At 66.0% G+C, this 18,889-nt stretch carries 15 protein-coding genes; 3 read left to right on the top strand and 12 right to left on the bottom strand.

The genetic code is table 11. From position 1 onward, the window contains the following. Positions 1-4: 4 nt before the first annotated feature. The 6 genes from NI17_RS21915 to NI17_RS21890 all read right to left on the bottom strand — a co-directional run bounded on the left by NI17_RS21915 (position 5) and on the right by NI17_RS21890 (position 8,234). Positions 5-601: an aspartyl/asparaginyl beta-hydroxylase domain-containing protein gene (locus NI17_RS21915; protein ID WP_147416962.1), complete on the bottom strand. Its 597-nt coding sequence runs from the start codon at positions 599-601 to the stop codon at positions 5-7. Next, positions 598-1,800 (bottom strand): hypothetical protein, encoded by a 1,203-nt coding sequence (locus NI17_RS21910; protein ID WP_068690160.1) that lies wholly within the window; start codon positions 1,798-1,800, stop codon positions 598-600. Before NI17_RS21910 ends, NI17_RS21915 begins: the two co-directional genes overlap by 4 nt. A 91-nt stretch (positions 1,801-1,891) precedes the next feature. Beyond that, the gene (locus tag NI17_RS21905) at positions 1,892-2,662 is read right to left on the bottom strand and encodes a phytanoyl-CoA dioxygenase family protein (RefSeq protein ID WP_170163076.1); all 771 of its coding nucleotides are present in this window, start codon (positions 2,660-2,662) and stop codon (positions 1,892-1,894) included. 136 nt (positions 2,663-2,798) lie between these two features. Next, positions 2,799-2,960 (bottom strand): hypothetical protein, encoded by a 162-nt coding sequence (locus NI17_RS21900; RefSeq protein WP_157129714.1) that lies wholly within the window; start codon positions 2,958-2,960, stop codon positions 2,799-2,801. 608 nt (positions 2,961-3,568) lie between these two features. Continuing rightward, positions 3,569-5,101 carry a serine/threonine-protein kinase gene (locus tag NI17_RS21895; protein ID WP_068690156.1) on the bottom strand — a complete coding sequence of 511 codons (1,533 nt, stop codon included), beginning with the start codon at positions 5,099-5,101 and terminating at the stop codon, positions 3,569-3,571. 43 nt (positions 5,102-5,144) lie between these two features. Next, positions 5,145-8,234, bottom strand: a complete 3,090-nt coding sequence (locus tag NI17_RS21890) for a type I restriction endonuclease subunit R (protein WP_170163075.1) — start codon at positions 8,232-8,234, stop codon at positions 5,145-5,147. A gap of 305 nt (positions 8,235-8,539) precedes the next feature. Here NI17_RS21890 and NI17_RS21885 point away from each other — a divergent pair, with 305 nt between their 5' ends. Beyond that, the gene (locus tag NI17_RS21885) at positions 8,540-9,916 is read left to right on the top strand and encodes an AAA family ATPase (RefSeq protein WP_170163074.1); all 1,377 of its coding nucleotides are present in this window, start codon (positions 8,540-8,542) and stop codon (positions 9,914-9,916) included. A 26-nt stretch (positions 9,917-9,942) separates the two neighbouring features. Here NI17_RS21885 and NI17_RS21880 read toward each other — a convergent pair whose 3' ends face one another. The 4 genes from NI17_RS21880 to NI17_RS21865 all read right to left on the bottom strand — a co-directional run bounded on the left by NI17_RS21880 (position 9,943) and on the right by NI17_RS21865 (position 14,206). Beyond that, entirely contained in the window at positions 9,943-12,075 is a 2,133-nt protein-coding gene (locus NI17_RS21880) for an AIPR family protein (protein WP_084012521.1), read from the bottom strand. A gap of 622 nt (positions 12,076-12,697) precedes the next feature. Beyond that, the gene (locus NI17_RS21875) at positions 12,698-13,210 is read right to left on the bottom strand and encodes a helix-turn-helix domain-containing protein (protein WP_068690149.1); all 513 of its coding nucleotides are present in this window, start codon (positions 13,208-13,210) and stop codon (positions 12,698-12,700) included. Positions 13,211-13,313: 103 nt separating this feature from the next. Further along, the gene (locus NI17_RS21870; protein WP_068690147.1) at positions 13,314-13,622 is read right to left on the bottom strand and encodes a hypothetical protein; all 309 of its coding nucleotides are present in this window, start codon (positions 13,620-13,622) and stop codon (positions 13,314-13,316) included. Positions 13,623-13,771: 149 nt separating this feature from the next. Continuing rightward, positions 13,772-14,206, bottom strand: coding sequence for an ATP-binding protein (locus NI17_RS21865; protein WP_068690145.1), 435 nt, complete (start codon positions 14,204-14,206; stop codon positions 13,772-13,774). A gap of 308 nt (positions 14,207-14,514) precedes the next feature. Between NI17_RS21865 and NI17_RS21860 the strand changes: the two genes are divergently transcribed. After that, positions 14,515-15,357 carry a helix-turn-helix domain-containing protein gene (locus NI17_RS21860; protein ID WP_324609954.1) on the top strand — a complete coding sequence of 281 codons (843 nt, stop codon included), beginning with the start codon at positions 14,515-14,517 and terminating at the stop codon, positions 15,355-15,357. Beyond that, positions 15,354-15,545, top strand: a complete 192-nt coding sequence (locus tag NI17_RS21855) for a DUF397 domain-containing protein (protein WP_068690142.1) — start codon at positions 15,354-15,356, stop codon at positions 15,543-15,545. Before NI17_RS21860 ends, NI17_RS21855 begins: the two co-directional genes overlap by 4 nt. A 57-nt stretch (positions 15,546-15,602) precedes the next feature. On the opposite strand, the gene NI17_RS21850 is transcribed toward NI17_RS21855, so the two are convergent. Both NI17_RS21850 and NI17_RS21845 read right to left on the bottom strand, forming a co-directional pair. Then, complete coding sequence (locus NI17_RS21850; RefSeq protein ID WP_084012520.1) at positions 15,603-16,880, bottom strand: restriction endonuclease subunit S; 1,278 nt, start codon at positions 16,878-16,880, stop codon at positions 15,603-15,605. Continuing rightward, positions 16,877-18,856 carry a type I restriction-modification system subunit M gene (locus NI17_RS21845; protein WP_068690138.1) on the bottom strand — a complete coding sequence of 660 codons (1,980 nt, stop codon included), beginning with the start codon at positions 18,854-18,856 and terminating at the stop codon, positions 16,877-16,879. The genes NI17_RS21850 and NI17_RS21845 overlap by 4 nt, the downstream gene beginning before the upstream one ends. Positions 18,857-18,889: the final 33 nt, after the last annotated feature.

The raw sequence follows: 18,889 nt of genomic DNA, 5'->3' as shown, positions 1-18,889 counted from the left end.
CGCGCTATTGGGCCGGACGGCTCGCCCCGGAGGTGGGATACACCTCGATGATCAGATGTATGCGGTCGGTCTCCCCACGGTTGTAGACAGCGTGCCTTCGCAGGTTGTTCAGCTCGTATGCCCGGCCGGGTCGCAGGTGGTACTCGTCGTCCTCCACGGTGAATGCCACGAGAGGAGACGTGATGATCGGAATGTGGACCTTGTGGGGCACCTGCGAGGACGGGTTCAGATCGATGTGCTCGGCGATCACAGCACCGGCCCGGAGCCGGGAGAGAAGTACTTTCGCCGGCTCGTAGGCGCCGAGACGGAGCCGAGCGGCAACGAAGCCGATCAGCGGCGATACGCAGTCTTGCCAGTGACTCCACTGTTCGGTGGGTCGAGAGTCCAGATGTGATGCCGGATAATTCGCTGGGAACAGGAGTGCGATGTTGTCCAGGCCGCTGATGGCCTGCGTGAATTTCGTACCGGTTTGTGGCCACTCGCAGACCGATGAGTTGACTCGATCGCGCAGGTCTTGGAAGAGGCTCGGCGGTACCGCTCCCATGTCTTTGAGGTGACCGTCGAAGCGGCCCCGGTGATCGGGGTTCGGTTTTGTTGTCAAGCGTCGCCTCCGAACCGTTGATCTCTGAAGAGGGCGACCTGCCTCAGGTACTCCAGGTCACCGGTCGCGTTGTATTTCACCAGAGCGTCCAGTGCCCACGGCTCGAAGTCGTCGCGGGCGACGAAGTGCCCGTTCTGGGTGGCCAGACCCTCCTCGGAGACACCGGCGAAGACACGTACCTGGTCCGTTCGGACTGCCCACATCACCTCTGCCACGTCAAAGACCGACGGCGGGTGCCACCCGGCGGCTTCGGCCTCGGAAGCCCACCGCGAACCGGCGGCCATGTACATGGAGTTGACGCGCAGGGTCAGCGGAACCGTGTGTTCCGCACACACCTGTTTGACGTACTCACATGTCTTGATGGTCTCCTGTCGCGCCTGCGTGTCACTGTGGTGCGGATGCGATTTGAGCAGGACGTAGCTTTCCAGCGCATAGCCGAATGTGCCCGCGCGGCGCACGGCGTCCTCGAAATCCAGCAAGGACATGCGCTTTCCCAGGATGCCGTTCCGTAGATGGCCGTCACTGCTTTCCAAGCCGATCTTCAGTGTCACGGAACAGTCGCCCCTGAGCGAGTCGACCGTATCGAGCACCGTGGAGGTGACGAATTCAGGTCTGGTCTCCAGGACGATCTCCCGGACTCCGGGCAGGCTGCGCGCCGCAGCCATCACCATGTGCAACTGGTCCACGGGGAGGGTGCGTTCGTCGAGTATGGAACCCTCATTGCCGAGGGCGACCCGTGTGACGTCGCCTTTCGCCTTCGCCCGGACGAAGTCGTTCACTGCTCCAAACTGGGCCGCTATCTCCTCCGTCTTCACGTCCGTGATCGCCCCGGCTGACGGCAGGGTGCAGAAGGAGCAACTGAAGGCGCACCGCCGAGTGTAGAGGACAACGATCAGCTCCTGGTCACCAAGGAAGTGGCGCAGCACGACGCTAATCGGGCGACCGCCGGGCTTCGGCTTGATACGCAGAGTCCGACGTCCTTCCAAGGGGCGCAGGGCTGCCCGATCGACCGGCGCGGGGCGGACCGTGAAACCTCGGATCAAGGCGGGAATCTCGCCAAACTCTGTCAGCACTGCCGCCTGCGGATCATCGATGAGAAGCTGCCGGAAATCCTTGTCGAGCCATGCTCGGCGAGTGATCCGGTTGATCAGCTTCTGCCGGAGTTGTCCGTCCGAGTCGTGAGATTCGGTGGTCCCCATGTCAGTCCGCTCCTGTCGGGCGCTGCATCTACGCCAGCACGCTGCTCACGTCACTGGCCGTCATTGGGAATGTCCAAGCCATCCGGCCCGTTCACTCCATATCTCCGTCCGGCAACTGCCAGTACGCCGACAGCAGCAGTCGTGTGCCAGCCTTCAGCGGCCGGGCTCTATGCAGACCGAGGTTGTCGAAGATGACCAGGGTGCCCGCCGCGCCCTCGCAGGACATCGATCGCCATTTATAGCGCTCACGAAGGCGCCTCGCCTGTGTCGGAAGTATGCAGCCAGCATACGCGCTCTCCTCATTGGCGTATCGGCCCTGAGCATCCTTGCGGTAGTACTCAAAAAAGTCCTGTTCGAGTCGGGCTCTCCACAGAGCCCCACGGTGACTGCCGACAAGGTATTCCATCGGGGCGTTATCGGAGCCGACGTCCGTCAGGTAAAAGAAGACGGAGAGCAGCGGACGCCACTCGTCGATGTGGTAAAAATCGACAATACTCTGCTCTCCGACTCCCTTCTTGACCTGGACTGCCTCCCTGTCGGGCACCGCTTCGGGCGAAAGGTACGCTCTCGCTAGGTTCCGGATCCGCCCGTCGTCGAATACCCGCACCGAACTGGGGACATGTTTGCGCGGATTGAGAAGCAACCGCCGCGCGTTCCGCTTCACAATGTCTGGGTGTAGGGCATCGGCCAGCAGATCCGTACTGCTGTGCGTCTCTTCTGCGATGGCGCGCACGGTCTCGATATCCAAAAACTGTGGAATGACCACGATGCCATCACGGAGAAGCATCTTGAGGACATGCTTGTCCTCCGTCAGTCCTGGTGATATTCGTCGGCGCCTGGCCTGCTTCGCCTTGGCCAGCACAAAACTTACGTCACCCGCTAATCCCATCGCTCCCCGCATGTCGGGTCGGACCCATTGGCACCGATGAAGCCGGTTCCATGCCTAGGACGGCGTACGACACCTCGCTTTGCGAGGCACCGTCCGCCGCCCTCAGCGATCAGCAGCGACGGAAGTTGGTTCCGAAGTGGCCTTCAGCGAGGGACGCCTGCTGCACTTCGAACTGGACCGACTCGTCCACGGTCTCGTGCCAGGCTTCGGTGGGCAGGGGAATGTCGATAACGGACTCTTGTCCTGCGGCCGTGATTGTCACGGTATCCATGGTTGGCTCCCTGGGGCACGACTGGGCATGAAATATTCTGATCGCCCACCCGGAGTCTTCCAACGCCGACAAGCATTGTCAATACACCACAAAATACGACCAGCACGATTTACCGGATCCGGTGTTGAATTCGCGGCACCAAGTGACACAAGTTGTCTGGAGTGACCGCTGGTGGGCGGAATTGATCCTGAGGAGCCTGGGGCATGGATGCTGAAACTCATCGAGGTTTGATGGTCGGATTCCGCGGCGAATACGGTTGCACCGCCATTCCTGGCGAGGTGAGGTATTCCACAAAAAACCTCCAGAAGCGGGCCACCACCGACTGCCAGTGGCCGGTCGAGGCGCCCCGACGCCGAGTCCGGACACGGCTCGCCCACCCGCACCTTCGACGACAATCCCGCCCCCCAGGGTGCTGCCCCCTGGGGTGGCCGGCGTTCTTTCGGCCGATCCGCCCGCAGGGCGCGCCCGGACTCGGCGCCAGAGCGCCTCGACCAGGCACGGCCAGCCCGTGGTACCCCCCTGGACGGCCGGGGTGGAATGCCTCGCCTTTCTCCGGGTTCTCCGCGAAGACCCCGTGCCCACCGCAGAAGCGAACACTCATACCTCAGTCAGTCGCGTGGTGTTTCCTCCAACGCGTCCCGGACCCGTATCCAGTCGGCGATGATTCCCCTGCTGAGGTTGTCGTCGAGCCCCAACGCCTCGGCCGCCCGGTCGGCCTGGCCGCGCAGCCACCGCTCGGCCTGCTCGTGGTGGCGCGCCGCCGCGAGGATGGCGCCGATGCGCCTGCCGACCTCCAGTGCTTCCCGGTCGTACGGCTGGGCCGCGTAGTGGTCCCGGTAGAGGGTCCGCAGTTCGTCGGCGGCGTCGGTGAACTGCCCGAGCAAAGCGAGGCAGTCCACGATCTGGCGGCGGCAGTCGACGACCGGTTCGCTGCCCTCCCCGAAGTGGTCGACCGCCCGAGGCAGCAGCGCCCGGTAGCGTCGCAGCGCGTCGCGGTGGTCCCGCGCGCTCATCGCCAACCCGGCCCGCCGCCACATCAGCCCCAGCCGCTCGTTCTCGGGGAGGTCGTCCGCGCCGTCGAGCAGCCGGTCGAGGACGTCACCGGCCTGCGTGTAGCGTTCGGCGGCCCGGAGCCGTTCCGCTTCGGCCCGTAGCGCCGCCACGTCGATCCGTTCCCGGGAGTCGCCTCGGGGACGTGAGCGCACGGCGCCGTCGCGCTGGCGGGGTGCGGTTCGCACCGGAGGCGGCGCCATCGGCTCCCGGTAGGGCCGTGTCGGGTCGTACCCTCCGGGTTCGGTCGTACCACTGGGGGCGGGCAGCAGCGGAACCAGCCGTCCGTACACCTCGCGCGCGTCGGCCGGGCGGTCTTCGGGCCGTTTGGCCAGCAGTTCGGCCACCAGGCCGGTGAGTGCTTCGGGAACGTCGTCACGGAGCGCGTCCAGTGGTTCGGGCGCGGTGTGGACGTGCTGGTAGGTGACCGAGGGCAGCGTCCCGGTGAAGGGCGGCTCCCCGGTCAGCAGTTCGTGGAGTAGGCAGCCCAGCGCGTACAGGTCGCTGCGCGGGGTCGCGGGCCGGTCCTCGATCTGTTCGGGGGCCATGTACAGCGGCGTGCCGGGGGTCGCGCCCCGCGTCAGCCGGGTCTTGGCGTCGAGTACGGCGGCGATGCCGAAGTCCAACAGTTTGACCGAGCCGTCGGGACACAGGATGACGTTGGACGGCTTGAGGTCGCGGTGGACGAGTGCGCGCTCGTGCGCGGCGGACAGGATGGACGCGAGCTGCGCCGCGATCGCCGCCGCCCACGACACGGGCAGAGGCGCCTCCTCGGCGATCACGTCGCCCAGCAGGTGCCCCTCGACGAACTGCATCGCCAGGTACAGCGTGTCCTCGTGGGAGCCCACGTCGTAGACGGCGGGCACACCGGGGTGCTCGACCCGGGCCGTGGCCTGGCTCTCGCGGCGGAACCGCTTCTCACCGACCTCGTCGCCGTCTCCGGAGTCGGAGAGGAGGTCACGGTTGAGCAGTTTGACCGCGACCCTGCGGTCGAGGCGGCGGTCGTAGGCCTCCCATACCTGGCCCATGCCGCCTCGGCCGAGGGGCACCGTGAGTTCGTACCTGTCAGCGATGACGCGCCCGTCGGTCACGCGCACGGCTCCGTTTCTGTGCCGGTGTCGTTGGGGATACTGGTCAGGCGGCCGTTCCCCAGTCCTTCTGCGCCCGCCGGGCCGCTTCGGAGTCGATGACGTCGCGCAGGTCCCGGTTGTCGTTGTAGGCGCGGAAGAGTTCGATGTCCTCGGGGTTGCGGACCTTCTTCAGGAAGTCGGGGCGGAACTCCTCGACGAACAGGCGCCGGAACTCCTCGGGGGTGGCCTTGCCCGCCGCCCGTTTCAGATGCGGGCTGCGCTCGCCCACCTCGGCGATGGGGTCGTCGAGGTGTTCGGCGCGCAGGCCGACCCCGAAGCGTTCGTTGATCTCGTCGATGATGTCGGAAAGCCGTCCGGTCTCGACGGTGGCCTCACCGGCAGGGGCGCTCTCACCGACGGTAGTCCCGCCGAGGCGGCTGGACTGGTCTCCGTCGAGTTTCAGTGCGCTCTCGGAGGTCTTGTAGGCGCGGTACTCGGCGACCTCGGTCCCGGACAGGTCCACCCCGCGTTCTTCGGGGCGACGCGGCAGCCGTTTGAGCAGCACCTTGCCGAAACGGTAGAGACCGCGCAACTCCTCGTCCTGTCGCACCCATCGAGCGAGAAGTTGCAGGAACCCGTAGGCGCGCTGGTAGCCGTCGAGGCCGCCGCGGAACGCCTCGGCGTTTTTGGGGTCGGAGTCGAGCAGTTCCTCGTAGCGGTGCAGCGCCGGCCCGGTCAGCCGAATCATGTCCTGGTGCGGGGGCGTGTCCTCGCCGGGCAGGCAGCAGCGGTCGAACTCGGCGATCTCGTCGCGGTCGAGGACACCGAAGCCCAGGAGTTCGGTGTGCTTGTCGTAGAGGGCGTTCGGGTCGGTCTCGTCGGCGAGCGTGGTGGTGTAGTAGTCCTGGAACGCGGCGGTGATCTCGTCGGCGGTGTTGCGGAAGTCCAGGACGAACAGGTCGTTGGCGTCCTTGAGGGGGTGGGTGCGGTTGAGGCGCGACAGCGTCTGCACCGCCTGCACGCCGCCGAGCCGCTTGTCCACGTACATCGCGGTGAGCAACGGCTGGTCGAAGCCGGTCTGGTACTTGTCGGCGACGACGAGGATGCGGTACTCGTCCTGCTGGTTGGTGACGGCGTGGGGGTCGTCGGCCCTGGTGTAGCCGAACCGTGCGGGCAACTGCTTCTCCCCGAACCCGTTGATTCCCGCCTCGGTGAGGTCTTCTCCGTCGAGGTTGAGCGAACCGGAGAACGCGACGAGCGCGCGGCAGTCGTCCCACCCCAGCCGCTTGCGGCGGCGTTCGATGGCGCGGTGCAGCCGCACCGCGTGCTCCCGGCCGCCGGTGACGACCATGGCTTTGGAGCGTCCGCCCATCTGCGGGGCGATGTAGCGGTGGAAGTGTCGGACGATCAGGTCGGCGAGTTCGGTGATGCGGGTGTCGCTGAGGTCTACCATCCGCATCAGCGCGGCCTTGGCCCGCTTCTTGTCGACTTCGGGGTCGTCGTCGAACACGGCTTCGTTGACCAGTCGGAAGCTGCGGTCGTAGGTGATGTAGCGGCCGAGCACGTCGAGGATGAAGCCCTCTTCGATGGCCTGCCGCATCGAGTACAGGTGGAAGGGGCCGCGCGTGCCGTCGTCGCGTCTGACCCCGAACAGGTTGAGGGTTTTGGTCTTGGGGGTGGCGGTGAAGGCGAAGAAGGACAGGTTGGGGTGGTCGCGCTCGCCGAGCTGCTCGGCGGCTTCGGGCACTCCGTCGTCTTCAGCTCGGTCGTCGGCCGCGTTCCGTTCCATGGCGTCCAGCGCCCTGCGCAACTGGTCCGAGGTGTCGCCGCTCTGCGAGGAGTGCGCCTCGTCGGCCAGGATCGCGCACCGCTTCTCGGGCAGATCCTGGAGGAGTTTGAGCGCGTAGGGGAAGGTCTGCACGGTGACGGTGAGGACCCGGGTGGTGGAGTCCTTGAGTGCCGCCGCCAGCTCGGCGGACTTGCTGCCGCCCTCACCGGTGATGGCCCTGAAGGCGCCGGGGGTGCGTACGAAGCCCTCCACGGTCTTCCTGAGCTGGTCGTCCAGGACGGTCCGGTCGGTGACGACGAGGATCTTGTCGAAGACGGGCGTGGCGGGGCCGAGTTCGCGGGCGCGTCCTTCCAGTTTCCGGGGGTCGGCGAGGGTGTGCAGGTCGAGCAGGCGCAGCGCGAGCCAGGCGATGGTGTTGGACTTGCCGGAGCCCGCGGAGTGCTGGACGAGGTACTTCTCGCCGCTGCCGTGGCGTTGGACGTGGTCGGCGAGGGTGCGCACGGCGTGCCACTGGTGGTAGCGGGGGAAGATCAGTTCTGTGCCGCGGTCGGTCTTCTTCTCCGCGAGGAAGCGCTCCAGGATCTCCATGAAGTTGTCCCGCCGCAGCACCTCGCGCCACAGGTAGGCGGTGGGGTAGCCGCCCTCCCGTTTGGGGACGGCCCTGCGGTTGCCCTTGCCTCCGGGCGCGTTGGGGCCGTTGGAGCCCTGGTTGAAGGGCAGGAACACGGTGTCGCGGCGGGCCAGCCGGGTGGTCGTGTACACCTCGTCGGTGTCCACGGCGAAGTGCACGAGCGCGCGGCCCGCGAACAGCGTCTCGCGGGGGTCGCGGTCGTCGCGGTACTGGCGCATGGCGTGGGCGACGGTCTGCCCGGTCGGCGGGTTCTTCAGCTCGGCGGTGGCCACCGGCAGCCCGTTGACGAAGAACACCAGGTCGAGGGAGTTGCGGTTGCGGGTGGAGTAGTGGAGTTGCGGGGTGACGCTGAGGATGTTCTCCTCGTAGTGCGCCAGGGCGTCGACGGCTTCGGCCCCTTCGGGTTTGAAGTGGGCGAGTGCGATCTCCACTCCCTGGTCCCTGACCCCGTTGCGCAGCACGTGCAGGGTGCCGTACCGGTCGAGCTGGTCGGTGAGTCTGCGCAGGAAGCCTCTCTGGAACTCCTCGACTCCGCCGTAGCGGTCGGTGAGCCGCTCGACCTGGTCGCGTTGGGAGGGTCGGCCGAGGAACTCGAAGAGCCGCGTGGTGTCGATGGCGCGCTCGGGGTCGTAGCCGCCGTCCTCGGGCACGGCCCGCCAGCCGCTGTGTTTCACCAGCTCCGCAACGATCGTGTTTTCGAAGGCGGATTCGAAGTAGGCGGGGGCGTGACTCACGGGGCGGCTCCCGGGGGCGTGGCGCTGCTGGGGTCCTCTCCAGTATGGCCAATCGCACGGTCGGGCCGGGCGGGATTTCCCGCAGTCCGAGGACCTTGGGCGGGGAGCTGGCAGTTCGTCCGCGCGAGCCGGGAGCCGGGCCGCCAAAGGTGATCTATAGGCTGTCGGTACGGTTCTCAATTCGAGAAAATTTGAGAAAGCGCGAAAAGGAACAAAAACCATCCGGTCACCGTGACTACGCCGAGTTCCGAATCCTCACGGTCGGATGTCGACGGCGGGAGCGGACTGGGAAGGGGATGCGGCACATGCTGCTGAGTTTCCGGGCCGCCAACCACCGATCCCTGAAGGAGGAGCAGCAACTCCTGCTGGTCCCCGCGCAGGATGCGCCCGAAGGCCCCGACCCGGTGGAGCCCGAGTCACTGCGGGTGGCAGGGATCTTCGGCTCGAACGCCTCCGGCAAGAGCAACGTCCTGAACGCGCTGGGGTTCATGCAGCACATGGTGCGCACGTCGATGGCCGACCACGAGCCGGACGCCGGAATCGAGCGGGACCCCTTCACCCTGGATTCGCGAAGTCTGGCGGAACCGTCCAGCTACGTCGTGGACCTGTGGACCAACGGCCTGCGCTACACCTACGGCTTCGCGATCGACGACGTGCGGGTGGTCGAGGAGTGGCTGTACTGCTATCCCCTGGACGGGAAGCAGGTCGTCTTCGAACGCGACGCGGACGGCTACCGCTTCGGGCCGGATCTTCCCGACTCGGTGACCCAGGTCGAGGAGATCACCGACGACAACACCCTCTTCCTGACGGTGGCGGCCCGTTCCAAACAGCACGTCGTCCGACCGGTGTACGACTGGTTCGCGCAGCGCCTCAGGTTTCGCTCCACCGACCCCGGACTATGGCATGGGGCGCAACTGCTGCTGCGTCGGCTTCGCAGCACGGATGAACGGTGGCTTCCGAAGCTGGAGGAACTGCTGCGTGCGGCCGACACCGGAATCGAGCGCCTGGAACTCAAACGACACCGCCCCACCGAGAGCGAGATCGCCGAGGTGGAGGAGCGGTACGCCGACGCTCCGGAGGTTCTTCGCCGCCATCGAATCCGGACGCTCGACCGGGTGGATCTGCTCTTCCACCACCGTTCGGCGGACAGCAGCGTCCGGCCTCTCGGCATCCGGCAGCAGTCGCAGGGCACGATCGCCCTGTTAAACCTGGGATACCAGGTCATCTCCGCTCTGCGCACGGGGTCCCTCATGGTCGTCGACGTACTGGACGCCAACCTGCATCCCCTGCTGTCGACCAAGATCATTGAGCTTTTCAAAGACCCGGAGACCAACCCCCGGCGCGCGCAACTCCTGTTCTCCAGCCACGACGCCGCACTGCTGGGGTGGATTCGCGGCAGGGACGTGCTCGGGCGCGAGGAGATCTGGTTCACCGAGAAGGACCAGCACGGGGCGACCCAACTCTTCTCCCTGGCCGAGTACGAGGAGGAAGAGGGTAGCGACGAGAACCCGATGCTGTGGTACCTGACCGGGCGCTACGGCGCAGTCCCCGAGGTCGTCGACAGCCAGTTCGACGCGGCGGTGCGTGACGGCGGGGAGGACGACAACCGTGCTAGGAAGCACGGGTCACGGGAGACCACGTTCGACCGCCGCAGGGGGTCCGCCCACCGAGACGCATCCTGACTGCGCAAAACGCGGCGCCGAGGCGGTCAGTTCTCCTCGTCCTCGCGACGCACCTGCTCGGCCAGGTCGGCGAGGGAGCCCTCACCGGGAACGAACCAGCGGGTGGTTCCCTGGAGCGGCCGGTCCTTGCGTTCCCTGCTGGCCAGGTCGAGCATGTGCTGGACCAGTCCGCTGGGTGAGTAGCGTTTCCCGTCGGCCTCCCAGATCAGGGGTTTGGACCGGCTGCCGCTGTTCCAGACCGCTCGGCCGCGCCGGGCGTCCTGTTGCAGCCACGCGGCGAGTGTGCGGCGTTCGGGGCCGGTCTGGGCCTGGAACACCAGGGAGGTTCCCGATGGGATGCGTCCGCTGTCGAGGAGGGTGGCCACGGCTTTCGGCCTGCGTTTGCCGGTTTTCGCGGGCGGCCGGTAGGTGTCGGGGAGTTCGGGGATCTCACCGCCGTCGTGCAGGCTCGCCAGGACGCGTTCGGTGAGGAGGGAGCAGCGTTCGGGGCTGGTGAAGGTGCTCTGGATGAAGCTGTTCTTGGTGAACTCCGCGTCGACGTGGTGGGTCAGCCAGTCGAGCACGGTCGTGACCAGTTTGGGCAGGTCCTCGATGACGGTGTGCCAGTCGTGCTCCCGGTCGGAGTCGGTGGAACGTTCGGAGGCCAGCCACTGGAAGATGACGTGCGCGGTGAGCAGGTCTCCCCGTTCCGCGACGGCCTGTGCCCTGCCCTCGCGCTTCGCCCGTTCTCTGCCGAGCTGCTCCTTGATCGTGCGGAGGAGGAGCACGTCGCTCCACACCCGCATCGCCTGAACCGCTCTCCTGCCCTTGCCGAAGAGCGCGGCGTAGACGCCCTGATGCTCGTCCCAGAGCAGGTCGGGGTTCTTCTTGATCCGGGCGACCAATTCGGCTTTGGGCTGTGCGCAGGCCAGCGCCTGCGCGGCCTCGATCACGGTGCAGCCTTCGCCCGGGGGCGGCGCCATCTCCCCGCGTTTGATGACGTAGGTCTTGTCGAGAAGGGTGTAGAAGTCGTCGCGCAGGCCGCGCTGGAGCGGGTCCAGGGCGACGAAGTCCTGCGGTTTCACCTCGTTCTGCGTGTTCGTGCCCTGCGTGACCAGTTCCGCGAAGTCCGGTGGGCAGCCTTCCAGGGAGATCAGCTTGATCCCGACGTAGGCCCGTGCGGTCTGCTGGGGGTCCTGTTCCATGGCACGGGCGATCGCGGCGACGGTCTGCGCGCCGTTGACGATGCTCACCCCGGTCAGCTCGAAGTCTCCGCTGCCCCCCACCTCCATGGAGCTGCGCACCCCCTTGACGATCCGTTCGCACAGGACGGTGATGCCGTTGTTGAGGTAGAAGAAGTGGCTCGGGTTGGTGAGCAGGGTGTCGGTGATCTCCTGGTTGACCGGGGTGATGCCGAGTGACTGGCGGATGTTGCTCCGGAAGAGCCTCTCGCCCTCCTTCTTGTACCAGTCGGCGATCTCGGCTGCCCGGACGGTGCCGTGGAACGCCTGGTACGGGCTGGCGTGCGGCGCCCACGTCTCCAGGCGGGTATCCAGGTTGACCACCGGTCCCGCGAGTTCTTCGCGGACCATCGCCTCGATGTCTCTCAAGTACAGGACCCTGAGATGGACGGTCTCCTCACCACCGAGGTCCTGGCACAGCTTCTCCAGCTTGCCGAGCACCGTGGGGTCGAGGGGGGCCTCCCGCATCACGGTGACCACCAGAACGATGCGCGCTCCCGGTGTCATGATGGCCCGGTGCACCTGGTTGACGAAGAGTCGGAAGCGGTCGTTGAACTGTTCGTACTCGGTGTTGGTCAGGTACCTGAGTCCGTCGTTCAGGGTACGCGCATCGTTCTGATCGAATGAGCCTCTGCCCTTGTCACTCCATTTGCTCTGCACGAGGAGGAGGCGAGGCTGGTCCTGGGCGTCGCTGTCCACCCGGAGCGCGTCGATCCCCTGGTCCTTGTCCCCGTCGATGACGGCGGCGGCTGCCTGCTCCTTACTACATCCGCTCAGGTGGCGAATGGTGAGGGCGGCCAGTGCCCGAGACAGGAGGTTCTGGTTCCGTTCGTGTTCGGAGCAGCCCTTTCGGAGGTTACTGAGATCGATGAGTTCCTGGTACTCGCGCAGCAGGAAGTTGCGGACTCGCAGCACGGGCAGCGGAGTGATCTCGGGCATGCTCCAACCGTAGTCGCCGGAAATACTGCTTTCATCCTTTTTCGGGAACCTCACCGCAACCCAGTAGCGCACTCCTGAAAAAGAGGGCTGATTTTTCACATTCGGATTTCGCTGGGACTCGGGGCTTCCTCGGCAGGAGAGGCGGTAGGCCCCGGACCGACCAGTTGAATTCCTGTTCGTGAACACTGGAGATGGCCAGGAGGAGATTGAGCGGTCGCAGGACCGGTGGCCCTGTTGGCCATGAGGATTCTCAGAGGAAAAGGATTCCGACGGCACCGAGTTCGCGCGTGTCCGAATACTGTCTGACTGAGTGTGGGTGTTCGCTTCTGCGATGGACGCGGGAGTCTTCGCGGAGCCCCTGGGAAAGGCACGGCATTCCACCCCAGCCGTCCGGGACGAGCCACCACGGGCTGGCCGCGACTGGTCGAGGCGCCCCCAGCGCCGAGCCCAGGCGCGCCCCACAGACAGACCAGCCAAAAGAACACCAGCCACCCCAGTGGGGCAGCGTCCTGAGGCGCGGACGGGTGGGCCGGACTCGGTGTGAGAGCCGCTAACCGGTCACCTCCGCCACGGACTGCTGACCTGCCAGGTCCGTCACCCGGCTGGGCGGGGCCGACTGTCATCACCTGGGCGGGGGCCACACCGGGTGGGTGGGTTGGGGCGGCAGCGGGGCGGTTTCGGTGTCTTCGGTGTAGATGAAGACTTCGGCAACGTCCTGGGCGGAGGCGTGCAGGACGACGGTCTGCCCTTCGGGGGTGTCGGCGATGACGGCGCGGATGGTGTAGTCGGTCAGCCGGTTGGGTCTGCGCCGTTTCGGGAGTTCGGGGGCGCCGAGGGCGGTCAGGACTGTTCTGACGCGGGCGAGGTCGCGCAGTCGGCTGCGGCCGGTCTCGATGCGCGAGATCGTGGACTGGGTGAGGCCGGTCAGCCGGGCAATCTGGTCCTGGGTGATGGGGGTCAGGGCGCGCATCCGGCGGATGAGGGCGGTGACGTCGAGGCGCGCCACGGCGTCGGCCACGTCGGGACGGGTCCAGAACCGCTCGGGCAGCACCGGGTGGGCGGGGTCGAGTTCCCGGGCGGTAATGGCGGCCTCGATCGCGGTGGAGGTGATCAGCGGAGCGGACTGCTGGGACACGGCTGGCTTTCCCGGGGGTCGGAGCGGACGGGGAGCGTCTGGATCGGCACCAGAGGCCGAAAAACGCGGGAAATAGGTCCCTGGTGTCGATCTCGTGGAGGGTTCACAGGGAGCAGGCCGCGGTGAGGGAGACGCAGCCGTGGAGGGCTGCGCCGAGAACCAGCGCCGCGGCGATCAGCACGGCCAAGGCGGTGTGCGGCCGGGAGCCGGTGCGGTGCGGTCGCCGGGGCCGGAGGGACGCGGGACGGTGGTCCCGGCCGGGGCGGGGCTCGGCCGGGTGGATGACCAGGTGCGGGAAGCGGGGTTCCCGGCGGGCGTACATCCAGGCGGGCAGGACGGTTTCGGGCTGGTCGCCGGGCACCCAGGGGCGCGGCGGGCGCATCCGGGGCCGGTGCGGTGCGGTCGCGGTCAAGGCGGGCTTTCCGTGGGTCGAGGGGCTGGGACGGGCCGGGCGGGTGCGGGACGCGCTTCGGCCGCGAGGCGCGGCAGCCTTCACCACCCCACCAGCGCGGGAGGGGCTGGAAAGTGCGGGTGGGCGCGCCCCCGCGCGCCCACCCAGGGTCAGGCTGCGAGGTCGGGCGGGCCGTCGTTCCAGGCGAGGTGGAAGAACACGCCGTCCTCCCACGGGGCCAGGCGACCCCACCGGGTGGCGAGCTGTTCGACCAGCAGCAGGCCGCGACCGTGCTCGCTGAATGGGTCGTCGGACTTGACGACGCGGGGAACGGAGTTCCACAGGCGGGGTTCCCGGGTGCACACCTCGGCCCACACTCCCCGGTCATCCACACGGACCCGAACCATGAAGGACTCGCCGGGGTCGCTGGACCGAGTGTGTCGGATCGCATTCGTGGCCAGCTCGGACACGATCAACTCGGCCCGGCCCACCACCTCGTCGGGGGCGGTGGAGCGGGGGCACAACCGGATCGCGCCGACCACGAACCGACGAGCGGCGGCCACGCTGTCCGGGATTCCGGGAAAGGACGTGAAGGCGACGGTCACCGGGTCACCGCCTGCCCGGACGGGCCGATGTGGTCGGCCAGGGCGAGAAGGACGTAGGGCCGGACGCGGGACGTTCGCCGCGATCCGGGCATGGGCGGGGCAGTAGCCTTGCGCATGAGTCACCACCTGGGTTGATCAGGTTGGGAGCTAAGGCCCTGGTTCGGTGTGCCAGCACCGGGCCAGGGCCGCTTGCGTGTGAGAGACAGAAGCATGGTCAGCTCTATGCTCTCGGTGTACACCCTGCCAACACCCAGTCTTCTTCGCTATTCCTTTGACTTTAATCCACAGAAAAGTCCATTCCTGTGGCAATGGGAGCACATCCTGTGCTCAACTGGGGAACTATGGTGCACACAGTCAAAGGACGTTGGGTCAAGCTCGGCCGTCAGATCAAGGGCTGCCGGGAACGGGCTGGGATCTCACAGCGAGAACTGGCACGGAGGGTGGCACTGTCACCCACCATGTTCAGTGCTATGGAACGCGGAGCACGGGGAATCAAAAGGGAACATCTGGAACGAATCGACAAGGCGCTCGGCACCGGCGGTGTCCTCGCGGATGCCTGGGATCGCTCCTCCGACTCAGGGCTTCCCGAGTGGTACCAGGACGGCGCGGAACGCGAGCGAATGGCCTTCGAGATCCGCGAATACCATCCGCTGGTTGTACCGGGACTGCTCCAGACCGAAGAGTACGCGCGCGCACTACTGCGGGTGGGACTGCCGCACAGCACCCCCGCCGAGATCGAAGACCTGGTGCGCGGTCGAATGGACCGACAGACCCTTCTCACTTCGGATCGACCCCCACGGCTGTTGGTGGTGGTTGACGAAGGCGTGCTCCGCCGCCCACTGGGGGGCCGTGGGATCATGAAGCGGCAGATCGCCCGACTCCTGGAGGCATCGGACGAACAGCACATCTCCATCCAGGTGGTTCCCTACGACACCGAGCACCACCCTGGCCTGTCCAATGCATTCATCCTGTATGAGATCTCCAACCGGGGCAGCGTGCTGTACGTGGAGACGCGAGGTACAGGTATGGCCACGGACGATACCGAGAGGGTGAGCGACCACATGCGGCTGTTCGGGGACCTCCTCGGGGTCGCGCTGCCCCCGGCCGCCTCCCGGAAGCTGATCGAGCAGATCCAAGGAGAATTCTCATGACCGCCCAAGACCTGAACTGGCACAAGTCCAGCTACAGCAATGACACCGGCGGGGCCTGCGTCGAGGTCGCGGAGACCCCGGACAACGTGCTCGTACGCGACACCCAACACCGGGAGTTGGGACACCTAAGGTTCACTCCGGAGGCGTGGGCTGCCTTCCTCACGGACATCAAGTCAGGGCATCTGTAGCAGGCAACACACCGCGGCCCCCGGAACCAGATTCGGGGGTCGCTGCTTTCCCTGGACTCATACCGAAGCCTCAGCCTTCCCGGCCCGCCCAGCCGTGGTCACGTCGAACTGCCCGGTGACCGCGGCCGTGATGAGCGCCTGTCGGCGTTCGGCTAAGAGGTCGATCTGGCGGTCCAACTTGTCTACCAGTTCGTCAATCCGCCTGTTACTGGCACGGATCTTCTCCACGATCTTCCGCTGCTCTTCAACCGGAGGAAGCGGGATGCGAAGGGATTGCAGATCCGGCACATAGATGGTCTTGTGAGTGGACCCCATCGCGAGACGTCCCAAGAGGTCCGGACGCATGGCACGAAGCACCCACAGCAGATAGGCGGGGTCAAGGTCCGGTCCGCAGGTCCACGTAACGAAGTCTTGGCTCGTGGCCATGTTCGTGCCCATGATCGCCGAGTAACCAGCCGAAGCCGTGCGGCACAGCACCACCGTTCCCGCCGGTTTCAACTCAGCGGAACTGTTCGCCAGACCAAGCTTGCTGATCTTCTCCCTGGTCTCGGTGATCACCTCCCGGCGGTCGTCCCGGACCTGGCTGACCTCGCCCGTGGTGATCCACGGAATATCACAGTCAACCCACCAATCGGAACGCAAGCGACTGGGAGTGTGCCCGCTTCCCATCGTGGCTACAAGACCCAGCCTCACCTCAGCCCAATGGCTGGGGATACTCTCCGTCCACGAAAGCGAGGAAGGTTTTTGATCAAGGGCGAACGCTCCGGTAACCAGGGAATGGACAGCCACCCCCCTTCTCTGAAGAGCAAGGATCTTGATATCTGAGTAAGCTGACGAGACCGCATCGATCCGCCCCGTCTCAGCATCGAGGTATTCCGCGATCCTCCGTTGTTCCTCCAGAGGAGGAACATGCACTTTGAAGTCTGACAATGAGCTAGAAGAAAGCTCAACAAAAGTCGTTCCCAAACCTTGTGCCTGCAATGGTTCTGTAAGTGCAGACAACTGATACGCGAAGTACCTTACATCCGCGTCAGCGGTGGGAACGAGGGCGCGGCATCCCTGGTTGAACGCCATAGGAACCTTTGTTAAAGCAAGGTACCCGATCGGCGCACGTGTAGAAATGATAATCGATCCACTAGGAACTATCTGAGATCCGCTATCGACACCTTTCTTGGTAAGTGTGCGTCCGGTTCGGGAGATCTCCCCGTTAGCTTTACCGAGGTCCACTGGCGTCGCCCACGGAATATCTCCACCCCAGTTCTTAGGGTCTGCTGTTGGTGTCCCGCCATTGATCACACGGAATATACGTCGCAGCGGGAGGGAAGACCACCTCACTCCGTCACCTCCGACAGAAGCCGCTGGATCTCCTTCTCAAGTCCCTTCAGCTCCGCGTCGATCTCCTCCAGCGGCCTGGGCGGGACGTACTCGTAGAAGTACCGGGTAAACGGGATCTCGTAGCCGACCTTCGTCTTCTCCTCGTCGATCCAGGCGTCGGGGACGTGCGGCAGCACCTCGCGCTCCAGGTAGGCGTGGATGTCCTCGTCCAGCGGCACGTTCTCGTGGTCGCGCAGGTCCGGGTCGGGCAGTGTCCGGCCCTTCCCGTCCTTCTGCACCTCGCCGTGGGGATCGGGCACGCTCACCGCGTTCCACACCTGCTTGCTCACCGGCGCGGGCACGCTCGCGATTCCCTCGTTCGCGTACATCTTCTTCAGCAGCGCGTCGAAGTCGGCCTTGGCGAACACCGGCTCGCGCCCCAGCAGAGCGCGCAGTGCCGCCAGCAGGCTCGGGCGGAGCTTCTCGTACTTGGCTCCGGCGAGCGTCCTGTTGGCCTCCAGTTCGGCCAGCGCCTCCTCGGTGACCTCGAACCGCAGCTTCAGCGGCCGTTCCACGGTGATGCGCCGGTAGCCGAAGTCCGAGGGCGCGAACACCTTCACCTTCGGGTGTTCCTCGCCCTTCTCCAGCGCGTTCAGGTACAGGTCGGTCAGTTCCCGGATCTGCGCGGGGGTGATGTGCCTGCGCTTCTCGCCCAGACTCTTGCGCATCCGCTCCCAGTGGTCGCGGGCGTCCAGCAGGACCACCCGGTTGCGGTGCGCCTCGTCCTTGCGGTTGGACAGAATCCAGAAGTACGTCGCGATCCCGGTGTTGTAGAAGAGTTGCTCGGGCAGCGCGACGATGCCCTCCAGCAGGTCGTTCTCCAGAATCCAGCGGCGGATGTTCGACTCGCCGGAGTCCGCGCCGCCGGTGAACAGCGGCGAGCCGTTGAAGACGATCGCCATGCGCGCACCGCCCTCCTCGGGCTTGCGCATGTGGTGGACCATGTGCTGGAGGAACAGCAGCGAGCCGTCGCTGACCCGGGGCAGTCCGGCGCCGAACCGGCCGTCGAAGCCCTGCACCTTGTGCTCGGTCTCCACCACGTCCTTGAACTGCTTCCAGTTCACCCCGAACGGCGGGTTGGCGAGCAGGTAGTGGAAGCGCTCCCCGGCGTGCCGGTCCTCGGTGAAGGAGTTGCCGAACTCGATGTGGCCGACGTCCTCGCCCTTGATCAGCAGGTCGGAGCGGCTGATCGCGTAGGACTCGGGGTTGATCTCCTGGCCGAACACGTCGACCTTGGCGTCGCTGCGCTCCTTGATGAACTCCTCGGCGGCGGTGAGCATCCCCCCGGTACCGCACGCCGGGTCCAGGATACGGACCACCAGTTCGTCGCGCAGCCGCTCCTCGTCCGGCCCCAGGAGCAGGTTCACCATCAGCTCCACCACCTCGCGGGGGGTGAAGTGCTCGCCGGCGGTCTCGTTGGACAACTCCGAGAAGCGCCGGATCAGGTTCTCGAACAGGTAGCCCATCTGGTGGTTGCTCACCCGTTCGGGGCTGAGGTCGATCCCGGCGAATGCCGTCACCACCTGGTAGAGCAGGTCGGCCTTGCGCAGCTTCTCGATCTGGTTGTCGAACTCGTAGTACTCGAAGATCTCCCGGGCGTTCTCGGAGAAGGCCGCCAGGTAGGTGCGAAGGTTCGTGGCGACGATCCGCTGGTCGGTGTTGACCGCGATCCGCTTGAGGGTCAGGCCGGTCCTGTTGTAGAAGCCGCAGCCGCTGGCCTGGGTGAGCATGAGGTCCATGTCCTGGATGCCCAGGCGCTGCAACTCCTCCTTCTCGGCCAGCACCGCGTCGCGGGTCGGCTCCAGCACGCACTCCAGGCGGCGCAGCACCGTGAAGGGCAGGATCACCTTCCGGTAGTCGGCCTGGGAGTAGCTGCCCCGCAGCAGGTCGGCCACCTGCCAGATGAACTGTTCGAGTTGTCCCTGATCCGCGGTCAACGGCCGCCCTTCGTCTCTGTTCCCGGCACGTGA

The sequence above is a fragment of the Thermobifida halotolerans genome, from assembly GCF_003574835.2.
GTDB classification, from domain to species: Bacteria; Actinomycetota; Actinomycetes; order Streptosporangiales; family Streptosporangiaceae; genus Thermobifida; species Thermobifida halotolerans.
The sequence above is the reverse complement of the archived record's forward strand: the minus strand, read 5'-3'. Positions and strand labels throughout refer to the sequence as shown.